General features: G+C 33.9%; 21 protein-coding genes. 1 reads left to right on the top strand and 20 read right to left on the bottom strand.

The window, feature by feature from the left end:
* Window positions 1-49 precede the first annotated feature (49 nt).
* The 15 genes from MKY04_RS10495 to MKY04_RS10425 form a co-directional block, all read right to left on the bottom strand.
* Window positions 50-757 carry a ZIP family metal transporter gene (locus tag MKY04_RS10495; protein ID WP_346235837.1) on the bottom strand — a complete coding sequence of 236 codons (708 nt, stop codon included), beginning with the start codon at window positions 755-757 and terminating at the stop codon, window positions 50-52.
* 157 nt (window positions 758-914) lie between these two features.
* Window positions 915-1,667 (bottom strand): IS21-like element helper ATPase IstB, encoded by a 753-nt coding sequence (gene istB / locus MKY04_RS10490; protein WP_126296391.1) that lies wholly within the window; start codon window positions 1,665-1,667, stop codon window positions 915-917.
* Window positions 1,667-3,211, bottom strand: a complete 1,545-nt coding sequence (gene istA, locus MKY04_RS10485) for an IS21 family transposase (protein ID WP_221766347.1) — start codon at window positions 3,209-3,211, stop codon at window positions 1,667-1,669. Before istA (MKY04_RS10485) ends, istB (MKY04_RS10490) begins: the two co-directional genes overlap by 1 nt.
* A gap of 461 nt (window positions 3,212-3,672) precedes the next feature.
* On the bottom strand, window positions 3,673-5,580 hold the full coding sequence (locus tag MKY04_RS10480; RefSeq protein WP_346235836.1) for an endonuclease MutS2: 1,908 nt from the start codon (window positions 5,578-5,580) through the stop codon (window positions 3,673-3,675).
* Between the two features lie 638 nt (window positions 5,581-6,218).
* The gene (locus MKY04_RS10475; RefSeq protein ID WP_126295897.1) at window positions 6,219-6,701 is read right to left on the bottom strand and encodes a CBO0543 family protein; all 483 of its coding nucleotides are present in this window, start codon (window positions 6,699-6,701) and stop codon (window positions 6,219-6,221) included.
* Window positions 6,691-7,194 (bottom strand): CBO0543 family protein, encoded by a 504-nt coding sequence (locus MKY04_RS10470; RefSeq protein WP_126295896.1) that lies wholly within the window; start codon window positions 7,192-7,194, stop codon window positions 6,691-6,693. The genes MKY04_RS10475 and MKY04_RS10470 overlap by 11 nt, the downstream gene beginning before the upstream one ends.
* A gap of 231 nt (window positions 7,195-7,425) precedes the next feature.
* Window positions 7,426-8,202: a sulfite exporter TauE/SafE family protein gene (locus MKY04_RS10465; RefSeq protein ID WP_346235835.1), complete on the bottom strand. Its 777-nt coding sequence runs from the start codon at window positions 8,200-8,202 to the stop codon at window positions 7,426-7,428.
* Window positions 8,203-8,283: 81 nt separating this feature from the next.
* A complete protein-coding gene (locus tag MKY04_RS10460; RefSeq protein WP_126295894.1) occupies window positions 8,284-8,511 on the bottom strand; it encodes a sulfurtransferase TusA family protein in 228 nt (75 codons plus the stop codon).
* 88 nt (window positions 8,512-8,599) lie between these two features.
* Complete coding sequence (locus tag MKY04_RS10455; RefSeq protein ID WP_346235834.1) at window positions 8,600-9,727, bottom strand: MBL fold metallo-hydrolase; 1,128 nt, start codon at window positions 9,725-9,727, stop codon at window positions 8,600-8,602.
* A gap of 81 nt (window positions 9,728-9,808) precedes the next feature.
* A complete protein-coding gene (locus tag MKY04_RS10450) occupies window positions 9,809-10,204 on the bottom strand; it encodes a DsrE/DsrF/DrsH-like family protein (protein WP_126295892.1) in 396 nt (131 codons plus the stop codon).
* Window positions 10,205-10,232: 28 nt separating this feature from the next.
* On the bottom strand, window positions 10,233-10,796 hold the full coding sequence (locus MKY04_RS10445) for a sulfurtransferase TusA family protein (protein WP_126295891.1): 564 nt from the start codon (window positions 10,794-10,796) through the stop codon (window positions 10,233-10,235).
* A 50-nt stretch (window positions 10,797-10,846) separates the two neighbouring features.
* Window positions 10,847-11,143 carry a rhodanese-like domain-containing protein gene (locus MKY04_RS10440; protein WP_346235879.1) on the bottom strand — a complete coding sequence of 99 codons (297 nt, stop codon included), beginning with the start codon at window positions 11,141-11,143 and terminating at the stop codon, window positions 10,847-10,849.
* Window positions 11,144-11,152: 9 nt separating this feature from the next.
* Entirely contained in the window at window positions 11,153-11,500 is a 348-nt protein-coding gene (locus MKY04_RS10435; protein ID WP_126295890.1) for a rhodanese-like domain-containing protein, read from the bottom strand.
* Window positions 11,501-11,562: 62 nt separating this feature from the next.
* Window positions 11,563-11,826: a metal-sensitive transcriptional regulator gene (locus MKY04_RS10430; RefSeq protein WP_126295889.1), complete on the bottom strand. Its 264-nt coding sequence runs from the start codon at window positions 11,824-11,826 to the stop codon at window positions 11,563-11,565.
* 704 nt (window positions 11,827-12,530) lie between these two features.
* On the bottom strand, window positions 12,531-12,971 hold the full coding sequence (locus MKY04_RS10425; RefSeq protein ID WP_346235833.1) for an SRPBCC family protein: 441 nt from the start codon (window positions 12,969-12,971) through the stop codon (window positions 12,531-12,533).
* 436 nt (window positions 12,972-13,407) lie between these two features.
* On the opposite strand from MKY04_RS10425, the gene brnQ reads away from it, so the two are divergent.
* Window positions 13,408-14,760 (top strand): branched-chain amino acid transport system II carrier protein, encoded by a 1,353-nt coding sequence (gene brnQ, locus MKY04_RS10420; RefSeq protein WP_346235832.1) that lies wholly within the window; start codon window positions 13,408-13,410, stop codon window positions 14,758-14,760.
* 533 nt (window positions 14,761-15,293) lie between these two features.
* Here the strand turns inward: brnQ and MKY04_RS10415 are convergent.
* The 5 genes from MKY04_RS10415 to MKY04_RS10395 form a co-directional block, all read right to left on the bottom strand.
* Entirely contained in the window at window positions 15,294-16,346 is a 1,053-nt protein-coding gene (locus MKY04_RS10415) for a DUF3231 family protein (protein ID WP_346235831.1), read from the bottom strand.
* 365 nt (window positions 16,347-16,711) lie between these two features.
* Window positions 16,712-17,086, bottom strand: a complete 375-nt coding sequence (locus MKY04_RS10410; RefSeq protein ID WP_346235830.1) for a hypothetical protein — start codon at window positions 17,084-17,086, stop codon at window positions 16,712-16,714.
* Window positions 17,064-17,789, bottom strand: a complete 726-nt coding sequence (istB, locus tag MKY04_RS10405; protein WP_036180664.1) for an IS21-like element helper ATPase IstB — start codon at window positions 17,787-17,789, stop codon at window positions 17,064-17,066. The genes MKY04_RS10410 and istB (MKY04_RS10405) overlap by 23 nt, the downstream gene beginning before the upstream one ends.
* Window positions 17,782-19,212 (bottom strand): IS21 family transposase, encoded by a 1,431-nt coding sequence (gene istA, locus MKY04_RS10400; RefSeq protein WP_346234451.1) that lies wholly within the window; start codon window positions 19,210-19,212, stop codon window positions 17,782-17,784. The genes istB (MKY04_RS10405) and istA (MKY04_RS10400) overlap by 8 nt, the downstream gene beginning before the upstream one ends.
* A 91-nt stretch (window positions 19,213-19,303) precedes the next feature.
* The gene (locus tag MKY04_RS10395) at window positions 19,304-19,624 is read right to left on the bottom strand and encodes a hypothetical protein (protein ID WP_346235829.1); all 321 of its coding nucleotides are present in this window, start codon (window positions 19,622-19,624) and stop codon (window positions 19,304-19,306) included.
* Between the last annotated feature and the right edge of the window lie 252 nt (window positions 19,625-19,876).

The following is a 19,876-nucleotide window of genomic DNA, read 5'->3' as shown; positions in this document are numbered from 1 at the left end:
TTCAGAATGGATTGAACAACTGTCTAATCCCTAAAAACTAGGATACTGGTTAGAATAATTTAATATATAACCCTATTATCCCAAACCCGATTAAAGTAAAGGTAATTATTTTTAATGGAGACGATTTTAATAATGCTGGATATAATATTTCTGATACTGTGACCATTAAAATTATTCCTATCGTTATGCTAATTAAGAACGCAGAGAAATATTGGTGGTTAAATCCTAATACCCCCCCAATATAAACACCTAGGAGGACTGGACTGGATATAATTAAGGTGATTAAAAATCCAAGGAAAACATTTATACCCGCCATAATTAAAGGGGTAAATAAAATAATTCCTTCGGGGATACTATGGAATAAGAGTGTTTGTAATAGGGAAATTGTAAATTCCTTTTCTTGACTAGCCCCTAGAGTAATTCCCATCGGTAAATTATGAACCGCGAAACTAATTAATAATAATAAACCTGAACGAATATATATATTTGAAGTTTTTTTAAACACTTGAATATAGTGCAATACATTATGTAATAATCCGAATAAAATCATCCCTACAGTAAATCCAACTATAGTAATTAACCATCCTCCTAATTCAATCGCTTCTGGAAAAATTTCAATACTAATTAAGCCCAAAATAATCCCAGCACAAATGCCATAAACAAGATCGATTTTCTGTTGTAATCCTTTAAATAACCAAGCAATTGTTCCACCGATTAATATTCCTAAAGAAGTGCATAGAAACCCGAATAGCCACATTTCACATTAACACCTTTCAGTAATTATAATTAGTGATATGGCTTATCCAGGAAATTTATGAAAACTTCTAAAGTCTAACGCCTTACCTCCAAAAACAAATTTCCTATGTATTTCGCAAGTAAAAATTGAGCCATTTATTAATTAAAAACTGAGCCACTTAAACCTGACTATTTTCCAACCATTCCTTTGTGTCTAATATTCGATAAGATGGTCCTACCATGTCTACCATATATGCTCGATGTGTTAGTCGGTCCGTTAAAGCTGCTGTTAAAACTGGATCATGAAATATTTCTTCCCATCGATCAAATGATAAATTACTCGTAACGATGGTGGATGCTCGTCCTGCCCGAAGGGAAAGATGAGTAAATAATAACTCGGCTCCTTCTTTATCAAAGGAGATATAACCTAATTCATCAATGATTACTAAATCATATTTTTCAAACTTCAGTTCAAATGAACGTAACGTTCTTTCAGAACGGCTCTCTTTTAATTGGTTTACTAGAGATGATACCGTTGTAAAAAATACTTTATATCCTGCCAAACAAGCTTCAATTCCTAAACCTATTGCTATATGGGTTTTACCTGTTCCAGGTGAGCCAATTAATAAGACGTTTTGTTTTTCTTGAATAAAGTCCAATTTCCTTAAATGTGGGAGGCGAGAGGCCGCATTTTGCGGTAATCTCTCAAACTCTAATTCAGTTAATAGTTTCTTTTCAGGGAAATTTGCAGATCGAATGCGATTCGCTTTTGCTCGCACTTCTCGATCTTCCATTTCTTGCACTAGTGCGTGATATAAGAAATCTTCTGCTGTCTGATATTGTTTCCACATATCATCTTCTTGAATAAATCCCCGAATGCTTGGTAATCGAAGTTCCTTGCACATCTCAATCATTTCTTGTCTTTTATCCATTAGTGAAGCACCCCTGTCTTTTTCGTTTCAAATAACGCCGTTATGGCTGAAAGATTTTCGAGAGATTGGGTGGTGACCTCATTTTTGGAATGTACAGTTTTATGGATGTATTCGCCTTGACTAGCTATGAAAATAATTTTTTCTGTTGTTATTTGAACCATAGGGTTCTTTTCGAGTTGTTCAATCGCTGCTAAGACTTTTTCTAGATTGTTATGTTCTTTTAGATAAATAAGTAACTCTAGAAAATCTCGCTCATTTCCAATATAATAATCTTTGTATAATTTTTTTATTTTTGTTGGTGCTTGACTCAAACATTCACTTTGAGCCAATGCACCTTTTTTCTTTTCAAATGTACGTAAGTAATGATAAATATCCATAATCCATTGATGGATCTGCCAACTTCGCTTATGTGTCGCGATACAGGCATTTTCACTAAAAATAAGAATTTTTTCCGCACTCGCTTTTACTTTCACCCATTCTCCAACATGTCCTTCTGGAACAGAATAACGATTTTGTCTATAAGTAATCGTGCTATATTTGTCCACTCTAAATTCATACAACTCAGAGGCATCAAATGGAATAATTTCTGCGCTTACTTGCCTAGCTATACGCTCTTCTAGCATTAATTCATGGTGCGTTTGGTTTTTCTTATAATGCTTACGAGAGTTTAATTTCATGATAATTTCTGTTAGATAAGCCTGAGCTTCTTCTAGACTTGTAAACGTATCTCGATGGGCAAATGCTTTCCGGCGGATGTATTCTACACTTCGCTCTACATGCCCCTTCTGATTTCCTTTTCTCGGTTCACATAGTCGTATTTTAAAATGATAATGCATCGATAGATTTTTCATACCATCGGTAATCTCACGTTCAGTCCCAATAAAGTTCTTTACAACTGTCCGCATATTATCGTAGGTAAAAACTTCTGGTACAAAGCCTAAATAGTCAATACATTTTACATGAGCATCTTGTACGCACACCATTGTTTCGGATTCATATAAATATGCAATTCTTTCATTACTATATGGTAGGGTAAAGACCGCCATTGAAAGAGAACGTAATGTTTGATCAATGATTAATTTTACTTCACCCCAGTCAAATTCAATCTCATGACCAGCAGTTGCCTTTTGACGAATAAACACTTCTTTTTGACGTTTCTCCTCACTATTTACAAAATTTCTAACAGTGGTATAACTAATTTCAAAACCTTCATCTAATAACTTTTCATGAATATCAATCATTTTTAGTTGTTGCTTGTGCATCTGATGTTGCCGTTTATACTCATTATCTTTTAACATTTTTCGGATACGTTTCATCACCGTAGGTGTTAATGCTCTTTTATTGCCTTTTCGTTTCTTATACGACGGAGGCGTTACATAGTTATCTGTAATAGGTAGTTCTCGAATATCTTGCTTTCTTTTTTCAAGATCCTCTTCAATATATTTTTTTACAGTATTCCGAGAAATACCAAGCTCCTTCGCAATTTGACGCTGACTTTTATCATCTTGATGAAAGGCAATTAGCACTCTCTGTTTCTTTTCCAATGAAATCACCTCTATACGCTCCTAACTCTATGAAGTTAGGATTATTTTCATATAAAAGTGGCTCACTTTTCAACTGCGATGGTGGCTCAGTTTTAGCTTATCAAATACATTCCTAGATTATATCAAACCTAATTATTGGTGGTTTAGAAGTTAGTTTAATCACAAACTAACTCAAATGCTCTACTTAAGATTAATTAAAAAGAAAGTATTTTAATCAAAGTTTGATCAAAATACTTTCTTTACCTATACCTTAAGGAATTTTATTGTTTTACTAAAACATCCGTTGGTTTGGCAAAAAACTTTATATACTGATACGAAACACAATACGATAATTATTGGCTATATTTCCTCGATGAACAATAGTACCTTATCTTTTCCCAATTACGTAAAGTAGCAGAAGATTTTTGCTTTGTTGGACATCTCTCCGATAGTGGAAGATCAACTTCATACAATTTAGACAACTATTCTAGATTTTTTCTATTTCTAATCTCCTTTTGAACCTTTCGCAGTGCCTTTTTCGAACCTCTCTCCAGATCATGCTGCAGCTTCCTATCTTGAAAATTGGTAAATAAGGTGTTTATATCATACCCTTCAGGATATAATTGACTTGCTTTAATGTCTAATTGAATCCGCTTGATATTTACTTCCAATACTTCACCTTTATAAAACAGTTTAATGTTATTAAATTTATCTCTCGGTTCAAAGACGATTGCATAATCATCCTGGCTAATTAATTTTACCCGGTCACCTATTTCATATTGATATACCTCTAATGGCTGATTCACTTCATGTACCGGTTTTTTTATTTTGTTTTCATTTATTACTTCCAAGTTATAATTTTTATTTTCTATATACAATTGAGCCCGCTTCAAAACATTTTCACGGATATTCATCCTGCTTGAAATCCAAAGTGCATTACTGTCTCCTGATTTCCCTATTAATAACTTATACATCGGCTTCAATTCAGCACTATTAAATAACATGGCCGCATTCATAAAATCATCGTGCATTTCAGAATACCGTTTAATTTCTCCATAATGAGTTGTTGCAATTGTAATACATCCCATATGATAAAACTCTTCCAAAATTGCGATTGCTAAGGCAGCACCTTCATTCGGCTCCGTTCCACTTCCAATTTCATCGAATAAAAGCAGAGTATTATTATTAGCATTATTCACGATCTCTGAAATATTCTTCATATGGGAGGAAAAAGTACTTAGGGCGTTCTCTATGCTTTGATTATCCCCAATATCAACAAACACGTGATCAAAGATGGCAATTTCAGTCCCTTGTTTGGCCGTAATATGAAACCCTGACATGACAGCTAAAGTAAGAATTCCAATGGTTTTTAATACGACGGTTTTCCCACCCGCATTAGGACCTGTAATAATCAAGCTTCTATAATCTTCACCGATTTCAAAATCCAACGGGACAATGTTGCCTTCTAATAATGGATGTTTACTATTAATTAATTTTATATATCCATAATTATTGATTTTCGGTTCAATTGCGTCGGTACTTTTACTATATTTGGCTTTCGCAAAAATCATGTCGTACTGACTGATGCATTCAATATTAATACCTATTTCATGAAGCGATTCATGAATTGCACCGGTTAACGTTGCTAATATTTGATATTCCTCTACGGATTCTTCTGATTTCAAACTCACTAATTCCACATTAAGCTTCGAGACAGCCTCAGGTTCAATAAATACTGTAGATCCTTTAGAGGATGTTTCAATAATCGTTCCAGCTACATCATTCTTAAAGGATGCTTTAATTGGAATCGTAAAACGATCATCTTTCTTACTGATATAAAATTCTTGGATATATTCTTTATTGGCTCCATTTTTCAAAAACTTATTCAAACGTTCTTCGATTTTCTGTTCTGTTTTCTCTATCTGATTCCTAATTCGTTTTAACTCTTTACTAGCTCCAGAATCAACTCGATTTCCTCTAATTGCAAATAGGATATCCTCTTCGATATCTCGAAAATCAGTTATAGAAAGTGCATAGGAGTAAAGTACAGGCGCAAAAAATTCTTTATCCGCCATAAACTTTTTAATTTTTCTACAGCCTCTTAAAAAATCAGAAATGGCTAGTAACTCTGCTGGTGTTAATACCATGCCCTTTTCTATTTTTTCAATATGGCTAGTTATATTGGTAATGCCGGTTAATGGCAAGTGCTTTTCAGCGTCCAATAACTCTCTCGCCTCACTCGTTTCATTTAAACGATTACGAACGACATTTATATTCGAGCTTGGCTGTAATCTTTCTATTAACTCTTTACCTAAACTGCTAACACAATGGTTTTTAACTTTATCTTTTAATTCGTGGTAGTGTAATTTTTCAAAGGTCATATTATTCATTTTATCTTCCTCATTCCAAATAAAATAAGCCCGCTAAAGCCTTCCCTACCTTCCAATTTAGACAACCAAATTGGACAGAAAGCTTCCGCGGGCATAACCTTGCTACAAAACAAGGTCATATCTCGAATAGGCATGAATAAATAAGACCTAAATAAATTAAACATGACAGGATAGAATCCACCCTCAAAGCTTAATGTCTTACATTCTACACTAAACGAATATATGGAAATAGAAGCAGTCTGATAGCAGGTATTCAAAAATGTTAAAGAAACATGTTTGAAAAAAGGCATTCTTAATAAACTGGCATTGACCAGAAAATAAGCACCTTATTCAACTAATAACAATTAGTTGATACCTACTACCGACATAATTCACCACACCTTTTTGTAATATGGAAATAATGTACCATGGAAAAACAGTTTCGTCAAACAGCATTGAGAATTAAATAATAAGACTGAACCCTATTTGAGGTAGCGCTAGGAAACCGTACTAACAAAATAAAATTGCAGGTATAAATAAACTTGGAGTTGCAACTTTACTTGAGTAATGGCCATAATAGTCTTATGTTGACAGGATTGGTAATCAAATTATTTTTAATTAATTTCTTTCTTAAATAAATGTTCAATTTGTAACTCAGCCTATGGTTTCATTGAAGCAAGTCTGCCCTTTTTGAAAAACCATATACAAAATAGACGCGTAAAATAAAATGTAAGACATAATGTTATCCAAGAATAATACCACTCCCAGTTGACATACTTGATGAGATTAGTATGTTTTTCCATAATGACTTCAAGGATAGTCAAAATGGAACTATATACAACATAATATCCCCATTGGATAAGCGTACTCCGACCATTTGGATACCATACATTAAAAATTGCACATACTATTGGAAAAAAAAAGTACTCAAAAGTGAAGCTCGTCCGATTAATTGAAGGGAATAATCGCACTGGATATTCAATCAATACCAACTCTACAACCACTAATCCAAAAAGAAAAGTAATAACCTGTTTGAACAAAAAAGCCACTACTGCAAGCCGAATTTTATTTTTCGGTATGAAGAAAAGAAGTCCTATTCCCACAACGTATGCCGATAATAAGATCCACCATTCAATTCTCATTTAATCTCAGCTGCTCCGTTTGAAATAATGATTTATCCTTAAAGAACCAATTACAGCATACTTGACTAATAAAAAAGAGAAAGCCAATGTACATCCACATCCCATACCAAGTTAAGAATCCATATTCTAATAAATCTGTATATCTCTCGATTACATTATCAAACAAAGTGACGATAAAGACCCAAACAAAAAAGTAGCCAAATCTAGACCAGAAACTCCATTCTACTCTTTTATGGACATAATATATGGAAAATAATACGGGATAAAATAAATAACTGATTGTAATTGCGAGATCAGTCGCTTTTGGGAACTCCCGGACTGGAGCACTTAACAAACCATAATTAAAACTAAACATATTACAAAGCCAGGTGATTGATTGAAAAATCGAAAATGCCATGAATCCTTTTCGCAGGTCTTTGCGTGGAATAAACAAAATAAAGCCAACAAAGCCAAACAGCCACATTGCTACCAGAATTAAACGCTCCATCAGCATGTTTTAGAAACTCTCCATTCCGGTAAGGTGATTAAAAGTTTTTACTAACAATAAAAGTATCAACAATTTCCTCAAATCATATTCAGTACTGTCTTAATACGCTTTTAACATTTCAGGGTCTAACAATTTTTATATAAAAAAGCATAGATCCTTTACTCTGGAAAAGAACTCAATTGTTTAATAAAATAATCCTAATTTCTTTTTAATAAAAGTCTCGTTGTTACGCATCACCTATAAAATATCTATCCAGATTTTTAGTGTTGTACCTAAAATTAAAACAGCTAAAATAGCTTGTAATAGATTTGTATTCATTTTTTTACTAACTTTAGTACCAAATGGTGCTGCGATTAATCCAGCAATTATCACAATAATAGCTGGAAGATACTCCACTTGATCTGTTGTTATTTTACCGAGTGATCCAGCTATAGATGAGATAAGCGTAATTGCTAGGCTTGATGCAATTGTCATTCGTGTAGGAATACGTAGAATTAATAACATAATTGGAATTAATAAAAATCCCCCACCAGCCCCAACGATACCAGAACCAATTCCAACAATGAATGCTAAACTAGCTGCAAGCGGCCTATTATAGCTCACTTTATCAAATTGGATATCATCAAGTTGTTTTTTAGGAATAATCATCATAATTGCAGCTAGTAATGCTAAAATCCCGTATACAATGTTTATTTGAGCTTCCGATAATTGTTGAGATCCGAAACTACCTATAAATGTACCAATTAAGACGGATATACCCATAGTGATAATTAACGATTTATTTAAATATCCCCCATTCCGAAACCCTATAACACCTGCTAGGGATACAAATAAAACATCTAGAGCACTAATACCCGAAACTTCATGTGCAGTTAGAGCCTGAAATCCAAACAGTGGTGGAATCATCAACAGCATGGGGTATTTTACAATCGCACCACCAATTCCGAGCATTCCAGAAAGAAAAGACCCGATAAAACCGATTGCGAACAAAAGTAACATATGGAAAATATCCATGTTGTTTTCCTTCTTTCAAATAGACTGTATCAGCTACTACTGAATCCCAGTGGAAAAAGTGAGTCGAAAAACAACTTACTTTTAAGCTTTTTTAATGAAGAACTTTATTACATTTGCTTCTTCTTTTTGATCCACAATCGTATGTCCCGCAGCGTTTGCCCAAGCAGGCATATCCGCTAAAGATCCTCTATCGGTAGCATGAACTTCCAAAATTTCGCCTGAATGTAAAGTGTCCATTTCTTTTTTTGTTCGTACAATTGGCATTGGACATGACATTCCTTTTACATCTAGTATTTTTATAGATTCCATTTTAAATTCTCCTTTTAAAGGATCCATACTATCCCCTAATTGTATTTATTTGCATGTAATAATAACGTTAATATTCATAAACTTATGTTTACCGTACCGCGCATCGATTTGGACCGATTTCCATTTCAGTTTGTTCATCATTGCTAGGGTTGATTTTACCCATGTTTACTTGACGAATTTGTTGATACGAATTTGGTTGTGGTGGTAAATTATCTGTTACTATATGACGAAATTCATCTTCATCGTGTATGTTTAGTCCATGATTTTCTAAAAATAGATCACCTAAACTTTTTGCAACTGTTCCGTCTTCATTCAGCTCATCGATGATCATAAAATGTGCAGGTAAAACAATTAAGTCTTCTGTTAATTCACGATAACGGCGGTATAGAGTTTTTCGAAGATCACCTACCCAATCTTCTGCAAGTCCTGCTAAGTCTGGCCGTCCAATTGAATCGATGAATAAAATATCCCCTGTTAATAAATACTTTCTATCAACGATAAATGACGATGAACCAATTGTATGTCCTGGTGAGTAAAGGGCATCCACCTCAATTTGAGAAGCACCAATTTTCACTATTAAACCATCTTCAAGTGGTGTGTAATCGAATACTACTTCTTCTGCATCTTTTGGTGGTAAGTAATAAGCAGCCCCTGTTGCTTGTGCAAGTTGACGTCCTCCTGAAATATGGTCAGCGTGTAAATGTGTATCAAAAACATACTTAATTTCTACATTTTTCTCTTTTGCGAAGTTTATAAAAACGTCTGTAAAACGAACTGCATCAACAATGGCAGCTTCTCCTTCTGAGATCACCATATATGAAAGACAACCTTTCCCAAGACGAACAAATTGGTAAAGTTCACCGCCTCCAGTTAAGTTCCCTACTTTAATTGGTTCAAGATATGAACTCCAAGAATCCATACCACCTTCGAGATAGAACACATCTCGTCCTTCTTCCGAAATCATTTCTGCGATCATTAGCGAAGAACCTTCTTTTGCACAAACAACTAACACATCTCTATCTGTTGGAAGTTTTGCTAAGATTTCTTCAACACCGTCTAATAAATCAAAATAAGGAACATTTAAATAATCAAAGTTATGTCCTTCAATTTTCCAGTCTTCATATGCATCACGATTTCGTACATCTAAAATAAATAACTTTTGATTTTCAATAACTTTACGCGCTACTTGTGCTGCTGTCATTTTAATGAATGCCATATCAAATTACCCCCGTAGGTATTAATTATTGTTTTTTAAGTGGAAGGGCATATCCCTTCCACTAGTTTCTAAACTATCTAGTTAGAATGTTAGAGTTGGTGCTGCATCTTTCGCAAATTCAAGGAATGTTACAGCGCCTCCAACTTCAATACCATCAATAAAATCCTCTTTCGCTAAACCCATTACGTCCATCGTCATTTGACATCCGATAAATTTCACACCCATTTCCTGTGCCATTTCGACTAGTTGTGGAATGCTTGGTACATTCGCTTTTGCAAACCCTTCTGCAAAATGTTCACGACCTGCTGGCATTGGTAACTGATGCATTGCTTGTTTATGAATTAAGTTCAGCCCTTCAAAAGTAAAAAAGATGGCTACCTCTTTTTCAGTTGCGGCTGCTGCCGTTGCGATATTAAATACCTTATAAGCGTCAAATAAACCACCGTTGCTCGCGATAATAGCTACTTTGTTAGACATAATAAAATTCCTCCAATTAATTTAATTTTTATATTTTTTTAGATAAATCCCCATGCCAATAACTGATTCCTGGTAAAACGTTAAACACTTTCTTGAATCCTTTTTCCGATAGTTTACGTGCAGCTAAATCACTGCGTGTTCCTGTACGACAAATTACATAGATTTCTTTCTCCCTATCTAATTCTTCTAGGCGCTCTTCTAACTCACCTATTGGAATAGACAACGAGCCGGCAATATGACCAAATGCATATTCAGCTTCTTCACGAACATCAAGAATAATTCCACCATTAACAGCACGGTCGATTATTTCTTCATTAGCAATCGTATTTTTAAAATTCTTTTCTAAACCAATATCATCGCCACTTTTACGGATGTAATGATGTAATACACCATCTTCTTCAGTAGAACCTATATATTGGTGGCCCATACTTTCAGCCCATGCCTTTAAGTCGGCAATTGAACCCTTGTCTGTAGCTTGTACTTCTAAGATTTGACCTTCATTTACATCAATCATCGCTTTTTTTGTTTTGATGATTGGCATAGGGCAAACAAGACCTTTTGCATCTAGCTTTACATCTGCTTTTAATGTCATTTTAAAAACCCCCTAAATACCCAAGTGGGTATTATTTTATTTTAAAAAAATTAATCTACTTTCCTTCCCCAAGCAAGCATACCGCCAACCATATTTGTTACATCAAAACCTTGACTTTGTAAATATTGTGTTGCCTTGCTACTACGAGCGCCTGAACGACAAACGATAATATACGGCTTGTTTTTATCAAGTTCATGTGTACGGAATTCAAGTAGTCCAAGTGGTATATGCGTAATACCAGGAATATGACCTGCTTGCACTTCATCTACCTCACGAACATCGATTAAATTTAACATTTCTCCATTTTCTAAACGTTGTTGAACTTCTATTGCTGTAATTTCTTTCATTTTCTTCACCTATATTCTCCATTTACTCATGCCACCACGAACATTTGTGACGTTTTCATATCCTAATTTCTTTAATTGTTTACAAGCTTGCGCGCTACGCATTCCACTTTGACAAATCACGATAATTTCCTTGTCTTTTGGAAGTTTTGAAAAATCAGATCCTAAAGGGATGTTTTTGAACTGACGAATGTTATGTGAATTATATTCACCTGGTGTTCGAACATCCACAAAAACTTTATTTTTATCATTTAAGATATCTTTTAGCGTAGCTGTTGTTATTGTTTTTGTTCCTTTTACTGGCTTCATACGCCAAATAATAAAAATAACTGCTAATGCAGTTAGCAACCAAGCTTCCATTTATCTCCCCTCCTTATACCGGTATGGGTATATTTTTATTTAAAACAAAAAGTCGATAATAGTTAACGACTTTTAACAAACAGATTCACAGCTTCTTGAATTGATTGATTCACAGCTTCTTCGTCACCTTCTGCTTCTCGGATACATTCAAGTAGATTTTGACTTACAATTAAACCTATCGTACGATCGACGCCTGAACGAACAGCAGAAAGTTGAGTGATGACATCTTTGCAATCTTTTCCTTCTTCCATCATTTTTACTATACCGCGAAGCTGACCTTCTATTCGCTTAATTCGATTTTTAACTTTATCGTCATATGAATTCAAAGTACTGCCTCCTTACAGTAGTTTTTGCTGATAGACCCATCATATACCCCGATGGGTATAATGTCAATAAAAAAATCAAGATTCAACATTATCAATTTGGTAATTTTAATGAGTTTTCAATCAGATAGTTTAAACACAAGAAGTCTTCCTCTTCTGATAAGTTTTTTTCTTCTAGCTTCTTTTCATTTGTCTCACGAATATTTTAAGGAGCCACCTCCCTTTTTTCCTCTATCGATTGTTTTTTGGCTAATGCTACAAAAATTTCTTCCTCAATTTTATTTAACTCTTTACCAGGAGACAATCATCTTCCAGCAGATTTGCAATCGTTGCTCGAAATCCTTGTGGAATCACACCTACTCTCTAATATTAATAATCACAAATTTATTACTGAACGTATTTGTCGGATTATCTTGGTCGTAATTTGAAAGGCATTCACTCTACACTAATCCAGTATTTTCAAGTACCTCCATGATTTTTCTGCTTTCAGTTGGATTTATATTTACACTTTCTCCTAAAAACTCTGAAGTGCCTGTTCCACAATATCTAGAATGTCTCTTCACTTTGATCTTTAACTTTTTAATATCCCTATTATTAAAAAGTTTTAGTATATTATGAGTAGTACATCAAAAAAAGAGGCCGTCATTTTTTGACAGCCCCTTTCAACTTGGCATCTCCAAAAAGAATTGCCTTCCAATATAAGGAAATTAAGAAAATACTGCAATTTTACGTGCAATAGATTCTGTTAAACGAGAAGTTACTTTAGGAACAGCCCATTTAATAATTGGTGTCAACACCGCACCAGATAATCCTCCTGCCTGGACTTCCACGGTACAAGTCATTGTCGTTTTCCCATTAACATCTTCTGTAGTAAAGTGTCCACTTCCTGTAAAGTTATCAGATAACCCTTTCAGTTCAAACTTAATATTTGAAGGTTCATTCCATTCGGTAATATCTACCTGTGCTTGTATTGTTTTTTTAATACCTTTCACACTACCTTCAAATGTCCAAATAGATTGTTTTTCATTTATTATTTCATGTTCTTTATAGGCTGGTACTGTTGTTGCCCATTTTTCAAGATCACTGACATAATCCCAAACTGCTTGTACATCTATTGGAATTTCTACTGTATGTGTTCCCGTTGCCATTATGATCCCCACTTCCACTACATATGAATTTTAATCTTACAATTATACAAATAATTATTACATAAAAAGTATATATGTACCAACAAAAAAAACAAATTCTACTGATAGGAAAGAAATAATAGCAATTACTTTTCGATTCTCTTAGAATTCAATAATTCCAGATACTAAAACCATTATCCCTAGAAGTAATAGTGTATAAGGTCATCAATACTCTCTCCTTCTCATTATGATTATTTTATCATCAATTTCATATCTTCCCTCCATCAATATTTAATCGGTTTTTCCTGTTATGAAAAGAATTACTTCCTCTAGGTATTAGTAAAGCAAGAAATCAAATCCACTTCGGTTAAACACATCCTTTATTTATTTTATTGCTATAGCTTATACATAAAAAAGGTGATAGAATATACGATATTCATCTAGAAGGAGCACAAGTATGGAAAAAAAAATATCATTTTCTACCTATGCCATCATTGGCACAATGCTGTTTGGAATGTTCTTTGGTGCAGGGAATTTAATTTTCCCAATCCAAATGGGACAACTTGCTGGAACTAATTTTTGGCCAGCATTAATTGGCTTCCTGATCACCGCAATCGGGCTGCCATTTATGGGGATTTTAGCCTTTGGTTTATCGGGGAGTAGTGGATTACGAGATTTAGCAAGTCGTGTTCATCCTTTATTTGGAGTCATATTTGCCGTGGCACTTTACCTAACCATTGGACCATTTTTTGCAATTCCACGAACAGCAACGGTCCCTTTTGTAGTCGGTTTTGAACCGTATATCAATCCAGTACATAGCAGTTTATACCTCGGGTTATTTAGCCTTGTATTTTTTGCAATTGTCTATTATTTTTCTCTAAATCCAGCAAAAATTATCGATTATATCGGCAAATATTTAACTCCTGCATTTTTAGTATTTTTATTCATGTTAATTGTCATTGCCATTGTCAAACCAATGGGTCATTTCGATATTCCAACTGGTGACTATAGCGACCTGGCATTTATAACGGGCTTTAAAGAAGGGTATAACACGATGGATGCTCTTGCGTCTCTCGCCTTCGGTATCGTGGTTATAAAAGCAATTAAGGGACAAGGTATCACTAATCCAAAAGAGATTGCGAAAGCTACTTGGAAATCAGGTATTTTTGCCATGATACTAATGATGCTGATTTACGGACTCATTACCTATATGGGTGCTTCAAGCGTATCAACTATCGGAACATATGATAATGGCGGCTTAATCTTTGCTGCAGTGGCTCAGCATTATTTCGGATCATTCGGCGCCATTTTATTAGCGATTATTATCGTACTCGCCTGTTTAAAAACGAGCATTGGACTTATTACGTCTTGCAGTGAGTTTTTTAATCATATTTATCCGAAAATAAGTTATAAATTATTTGTTCTAATACTCTGTCTTCTGTCATTTTTTATTGCCAACTTCGGTCTAAACAATATTATTCAATATGCAGTACCCGTATTAATGTTACTGTATCCTTTAGCTATAGTTTTAATCTTATTAGCCCTTTGTTCATCTTTCTTTAAACTTAAGCAGAGTGTATACGCCACAGCAATGTTTTTCACTTTTTGTGTAAGCTTCTTCGATGGATACAGCACGTTAGTGGATACTTTACCTGGCGCGTCATTACCTCTATTCGAATCCATTAAGTTATTTTTCATGAATAATTTACCACTTTACGATATTGGGCTTGGCTGGATCATACCAGCTCTACTTGGAACATTTATCGGTTATTTATGGCCAACTAGGGCTAAAAAGACTGTTGTTCAATAATGCTAGTTGTAGACCAGCTTAGGATATTCCCCTAAGCTGGTTTTTTCTCTTCTAACCTCAGTAATTAAATTCTTTGTGTAAAAAAACTCATTTACTAGAAATAGAGTTCACCACTAGTAAGTTACTTCGACTAAATGCTCATAACCCCCTCACTGAGTGCTTTTCATTACCGCGATTTAAAGCCCATTGAAGATTGTAAAGGCTATGTTCTATTATGTATTCTTGGAATAAAGTTTGATTAAAAATGTCCGTGAATAGCCATTTTTTACGGTAAATTAAAAGACCCTCTTTAAAAAGGAAATTGATAAAAGAGAGTCTTATTCAGCAGATTTAAGTTTGATTAATATAAAATGTTTTATTTACTTCCTAATATTATTCGATAATCTCGCTCGAATCGAATAACGATTAGCATGTACAATCACTTTTTCAATTTCTTTAATAAAAACTAGATATTCCATAACACCAGTTCTTTTTTATTTGCCACATTGTTCTATTCCCTTCCTAGATTCTTTTGACAAGGAGGTTTTAAAAATTTAACTTCTATCAAATGCTTTTGGTGGTGATTCCAGCCATCCTTTATCAATTAAGATATTTGCAGCATCATCAACAAATAAGCCATTGTTAATTAGTGCTCTTCCATATAACGCGCTTATATCTCTTCTTCCATTAACCGCAATTGAATTTCCCATTGTTCTTATCTTTATAGAAAACATGTCAAATTTATGGAATAACATTATTTTATCTGAAAAGGGAGAAATAGTGGATGTTGTAACTAAATGGTCTATATATGAAGGTGCTTGTAAGTTTTCAATATGGAGCTTTTCAGTAAATTGCTTCACCGCCTTATCAGTCATTTCTAAACCTCGTTTAAACAAAGTCTTTATCTTTTCATCTTTAACGGTCTGATAAAATCCTAATAACAACGCTTTACTTGTTGTATTATTTTCAATGTTATCGTAAAGGTGAATAATTTCCAATGCATGTAGTGGTCTAACATCTCCAAACCAACCATTTAGATAGCTTTGATTAGTTATAAAATCGTTTTTTTCAGGTGTTGGAATAATTGGAGGTTTTACAATTAATTTCTTGTCAAATAAAACATTATTTATTTGTCCTAATAGAATTGTGGTACATTGACTTGCATAAGCGAAAAATTCTCTTATATCCTCCCTCATGACCAATGGAATTGCTACTGCGTAAATGCTCATGCCCGCCTTAGCTGCATATTTTAAATAGTGAACATAAAATTCATCTTTGTATAAACGTGGAGCATCTAGATTTACATCCTCTTTAGTTATTCCTAACGGTATATGGAAATTTTCATTTTTAAAAAACTTTTCAATTCTCTGTAAAAAGTCCTTAGTTAATGCTAAGCCATTTTCCAATAACGACTTAATCTGTTGATCCTCACAATGTTGAAGAAAATAAGTTATAATTTGGCTTGACATACTGTTTCCCATATAAGTAGTCCAAAGTTTACCCATTTCAGTAACCGTAAAAGGTTGAGATTCATCTAATTCTTGTGTACTTAAATTAAGTGGCTTCATAACATTCATTGGATTTAATATTTTATCGGCTTGTTCCATAAAACTACCTCCTATTTTAATAAGTAAGAATAATATTCCCTCGATTAGAAAATTGTATGTATGAATGAACGACCTGTACAATACATCAAATAAAAAATGATACTTTATCCTTTCAAATATTCATTCAATACTAGATTTCCCCTTAGATTTATTTGCTTAATTCTTAATCTTATCTTTATTTAGGTTTAAGTATATTAATTTCCAAGTAACCAAGTTATGCTAGAATATACCCTTAAATTAAAAAAGACGCATTTCTTATAATAGAAATGCGTTCGATTGTTGAAGGATTTTTTATGGCTGGTTTCGTACAATGAGCTAATAAATGTGAATTGTATATTATTTCCAAAAGTACATTTTAGTTTATATTAGTTTTCAGTATCATAATTTATTGAATTCGCTATCTGAACTAAGATTTCAGGTGTTACTTCATCTACTCTGTTATCAATATGCAACACATATTGCCAGTTACCATTTTCGAATGCTAACATTTTGAAAGGAAAGTTTGGTTCCATATACAGAGCATCATTCCCATTATTTAATTTATAGACTTTTAATACATATTTATCATCAAATTCTATTTTATATTTTTTAGAACGAACATAAATTTTATAATGATTTTCTGGTATTTGATCATTAATATATTTCACTTCTGTATTTTGCAAGATAAAAATGCAGAGAATTGCAATGAAAAATACAGAGTGTTGCCACCCAATATTTTTACTGTTTTCTCGACAACGCATTGGCTAAACGGAAGCTCTGTCCCGTATAAGAAATAATATGGGCATGGTGAATCAAACGATCCACCAGAGCTGCCGTTAAACGTGAATCTGAAAAAATACGATTCCACTGACTAAATTCTAAATTTGACGTGATAATCAAACTCTTCTGTTCGTAAAATTCAGAAATGATTTGAAAAAGTAACTCCGCTCCTTCTTTACCAAATGGAAGATAACCCATTTCATCCAATATCATTAAATCAATTTTCTCTAATTTATTTCGAAATTGCTTTAATTTCCCCACATGTAAAGCCTGTTCCAATTCTTCTACTAAATGCGAAACTCGATAAAAACGTACTTCAAAACCTTGCTCACAAGCTTTTCTACCCAGTGCTGAAGCTAAATGTGTTTTACCAGTTCCAGGCGCCCCTACTAGAATTACATTCTCTTTTCTTCGAATAAAATCGAGCTGCACTAGTTCTTCTTTCGATAGATGACTAGGTAAACAAATATCTTTGTGCCATTCGTAGCCCTCTAATGTTTTCGTATCGATAAATCGGGCATTCTTTAAGTTTCTTGCGATCCTTGCTTGTTCCCGACCATCTTGTTCTTTTAATAAAAGTTGGTAAATATATTCTTCAGGTGTTGTAAATGGAACATCATGTATTGCTTCAGCGATATGAGCTAACCGCAATTGCTTACACAATTGTAAAATGGCATTATTCATGACTTGAAGCCTCCATTCCTTTAGGAGATAGCGCATCATAATCAGTCCATTTTACACCGTAAGGATGTTCTTGATCATCGCTATTTTTTCCAATAAGTTCATAAAAATTCTGGTCAATTTCTTTCATATCATGAGTCACTAAAAGAGTGAGTAATTCATTTAGACGCTGTTTCCTTAATGCCAAGGATGGAACTGTTAAATACTCCTTTATACGAGTCGGTAAATAAGGGGTATAACGTGAATGCCCAATAACACGAGGCTTTTTTAACCAATCTTTTAAAATATCTTTCCATGGAATGAAACGTCGTTTCTTCATATAAGGTCTTGCATCTGATAATAAAATTTCTCCCTCATTTGTAATCACTTTGAATGAATCCCAATACGTAATGCAATATAACTGCACATAGTTACGCGCTCTAGGCACATGAATAAAATGCTTGTCTAACTTAAACTCATTATACTTATTAAACTTAATCGGAAACTGCTTAAATACTGGATACGGATCTTCTGGTAATTTTATTAATTGCTTTTGCTCTTGCTGCCATAAATCCTCAATGAGTTCTTCTTTTTCATAATGTGGTCGGTCACGATCTTCCTTCAGTTGTTGCTTTAATTGTTCCGTTAAATCTTCAAAGTCTTTTATGACTGGTGGTAAGCTAAAGAAGTTATATCGTACATAGCCTACTTTATTTTCCACATTTCCTTTTTCATTACCTCTGGATGGATTGCACACTTGCACTTTAAAGCCATAATAGTTTTGGAAATGGCGAAATGCTTCTGTTAATTCAGCTTCTGTATCACCTTTGCGTACTTTTTTGACCGCAGGTGTTAAATTGTCAATTCGAATACTAATTGGCACTCCACCAGCTTGCTTAAACAGCTCTTGTAACCCACCTAGGAAACACTCCAAATTTTCTCCAGGCATCGGTATCGCAAAACCAGTATTACTAGCTGGGAACGTCATAACTAAAACATGAACATCGACAATCTCTCCGTCTTGAACAGCCTCCATTACGCCAAAATCTAGTTGCGCTTCACCTTCTGGATGTTGTAATCGCTCATGCCCTTTACTTACTTCATCATCTTCTGTCGCACGCCATTCTTGAATAAAGTTACAGACCGTTCGATACGATCCTTTAAACCCCATCCTTTTTAAATCCGCAACTATTTTTTTATTTGTTCGACGTAGTTTTTTCTTTAGTTTGAGATCTTCTTCAAGCCAGTCTATAACGATTTCTCCCCATTTTTCTTCGTACATCATCCCTTTTTTAATATGCTTTTTTTCTTGAGGTAACTGATTGCCATCACCATACTTTTTGGCGGTACGCCAATTTACATTCATAGTTTCTGCAATTTTAGAAATAGACAATCCTTTTTCATTTCTTAAAGTTTTGATACAATTAATTTCAGACATTGCTAGCATCCTTTCAAACCTCCACTGGTAAAATTCGACACTTTAACAGTAGAGTGACTTGGGGTGGCTGGCAAGTCTATTTTTTTGCACTAAAAAAGTGCTAGACTCTGTACAAATTCGTTGCACTAGTCTGCACTTTTATTATGCAATACACAACTTCAAAAAAATCGTTGAAATCACCATCTAAGTCGTGAAATATCCCAAACTGATGGGTAAAACTTATTGGAGGTACTCTAAGCGGTAAGTTAGGCTTTTGTTTATAATGTTGTTCAAAATTGTCTAATGCATCCTCAACTGTCTTATACCCTCCTTCTGTAAAAAATTCCTCAAAAGATGGAGGGACGTCTGTTTTTCCACAAACCTCTGCATGATATATTCCAAAAATTAAGATACTTGACAGAAAAAGAGTACTTTTGTTCAACTCTATCACCCCTAAAGAATGTTTAGGGTATATTTTTTCCAAGTTGTTTACAATTATCCTTCATTTAATAAACTGGCTCCTTTACATCCAGAAAATAGACTAATACAAAAAGAAGAGTGCATTTTCACTCCGGAATGCACTCTTACTTTAATAATTACTATTCTTAAATCCACATATATTAACGAATCCGTTAGAGTTTGTTAAAACCTCATAATCAATATAACTTAGTATTACTTTTTTCAAAGTATTTCT

The organism is Lysinibacillus telephonicus (assembly GCF_039654155.1).
Classification (GTDB): domain Bacteria; phylum Bacillota; class Bacilli; order Bacillales_A; family Planococcaceae; genus Ureibacillus; species Ureibacillus telephonicus.
Note: the sequence above shows the minus strand (reverse complement) of the source record. Positions and strands in the feature narration are given on the sequence as shown.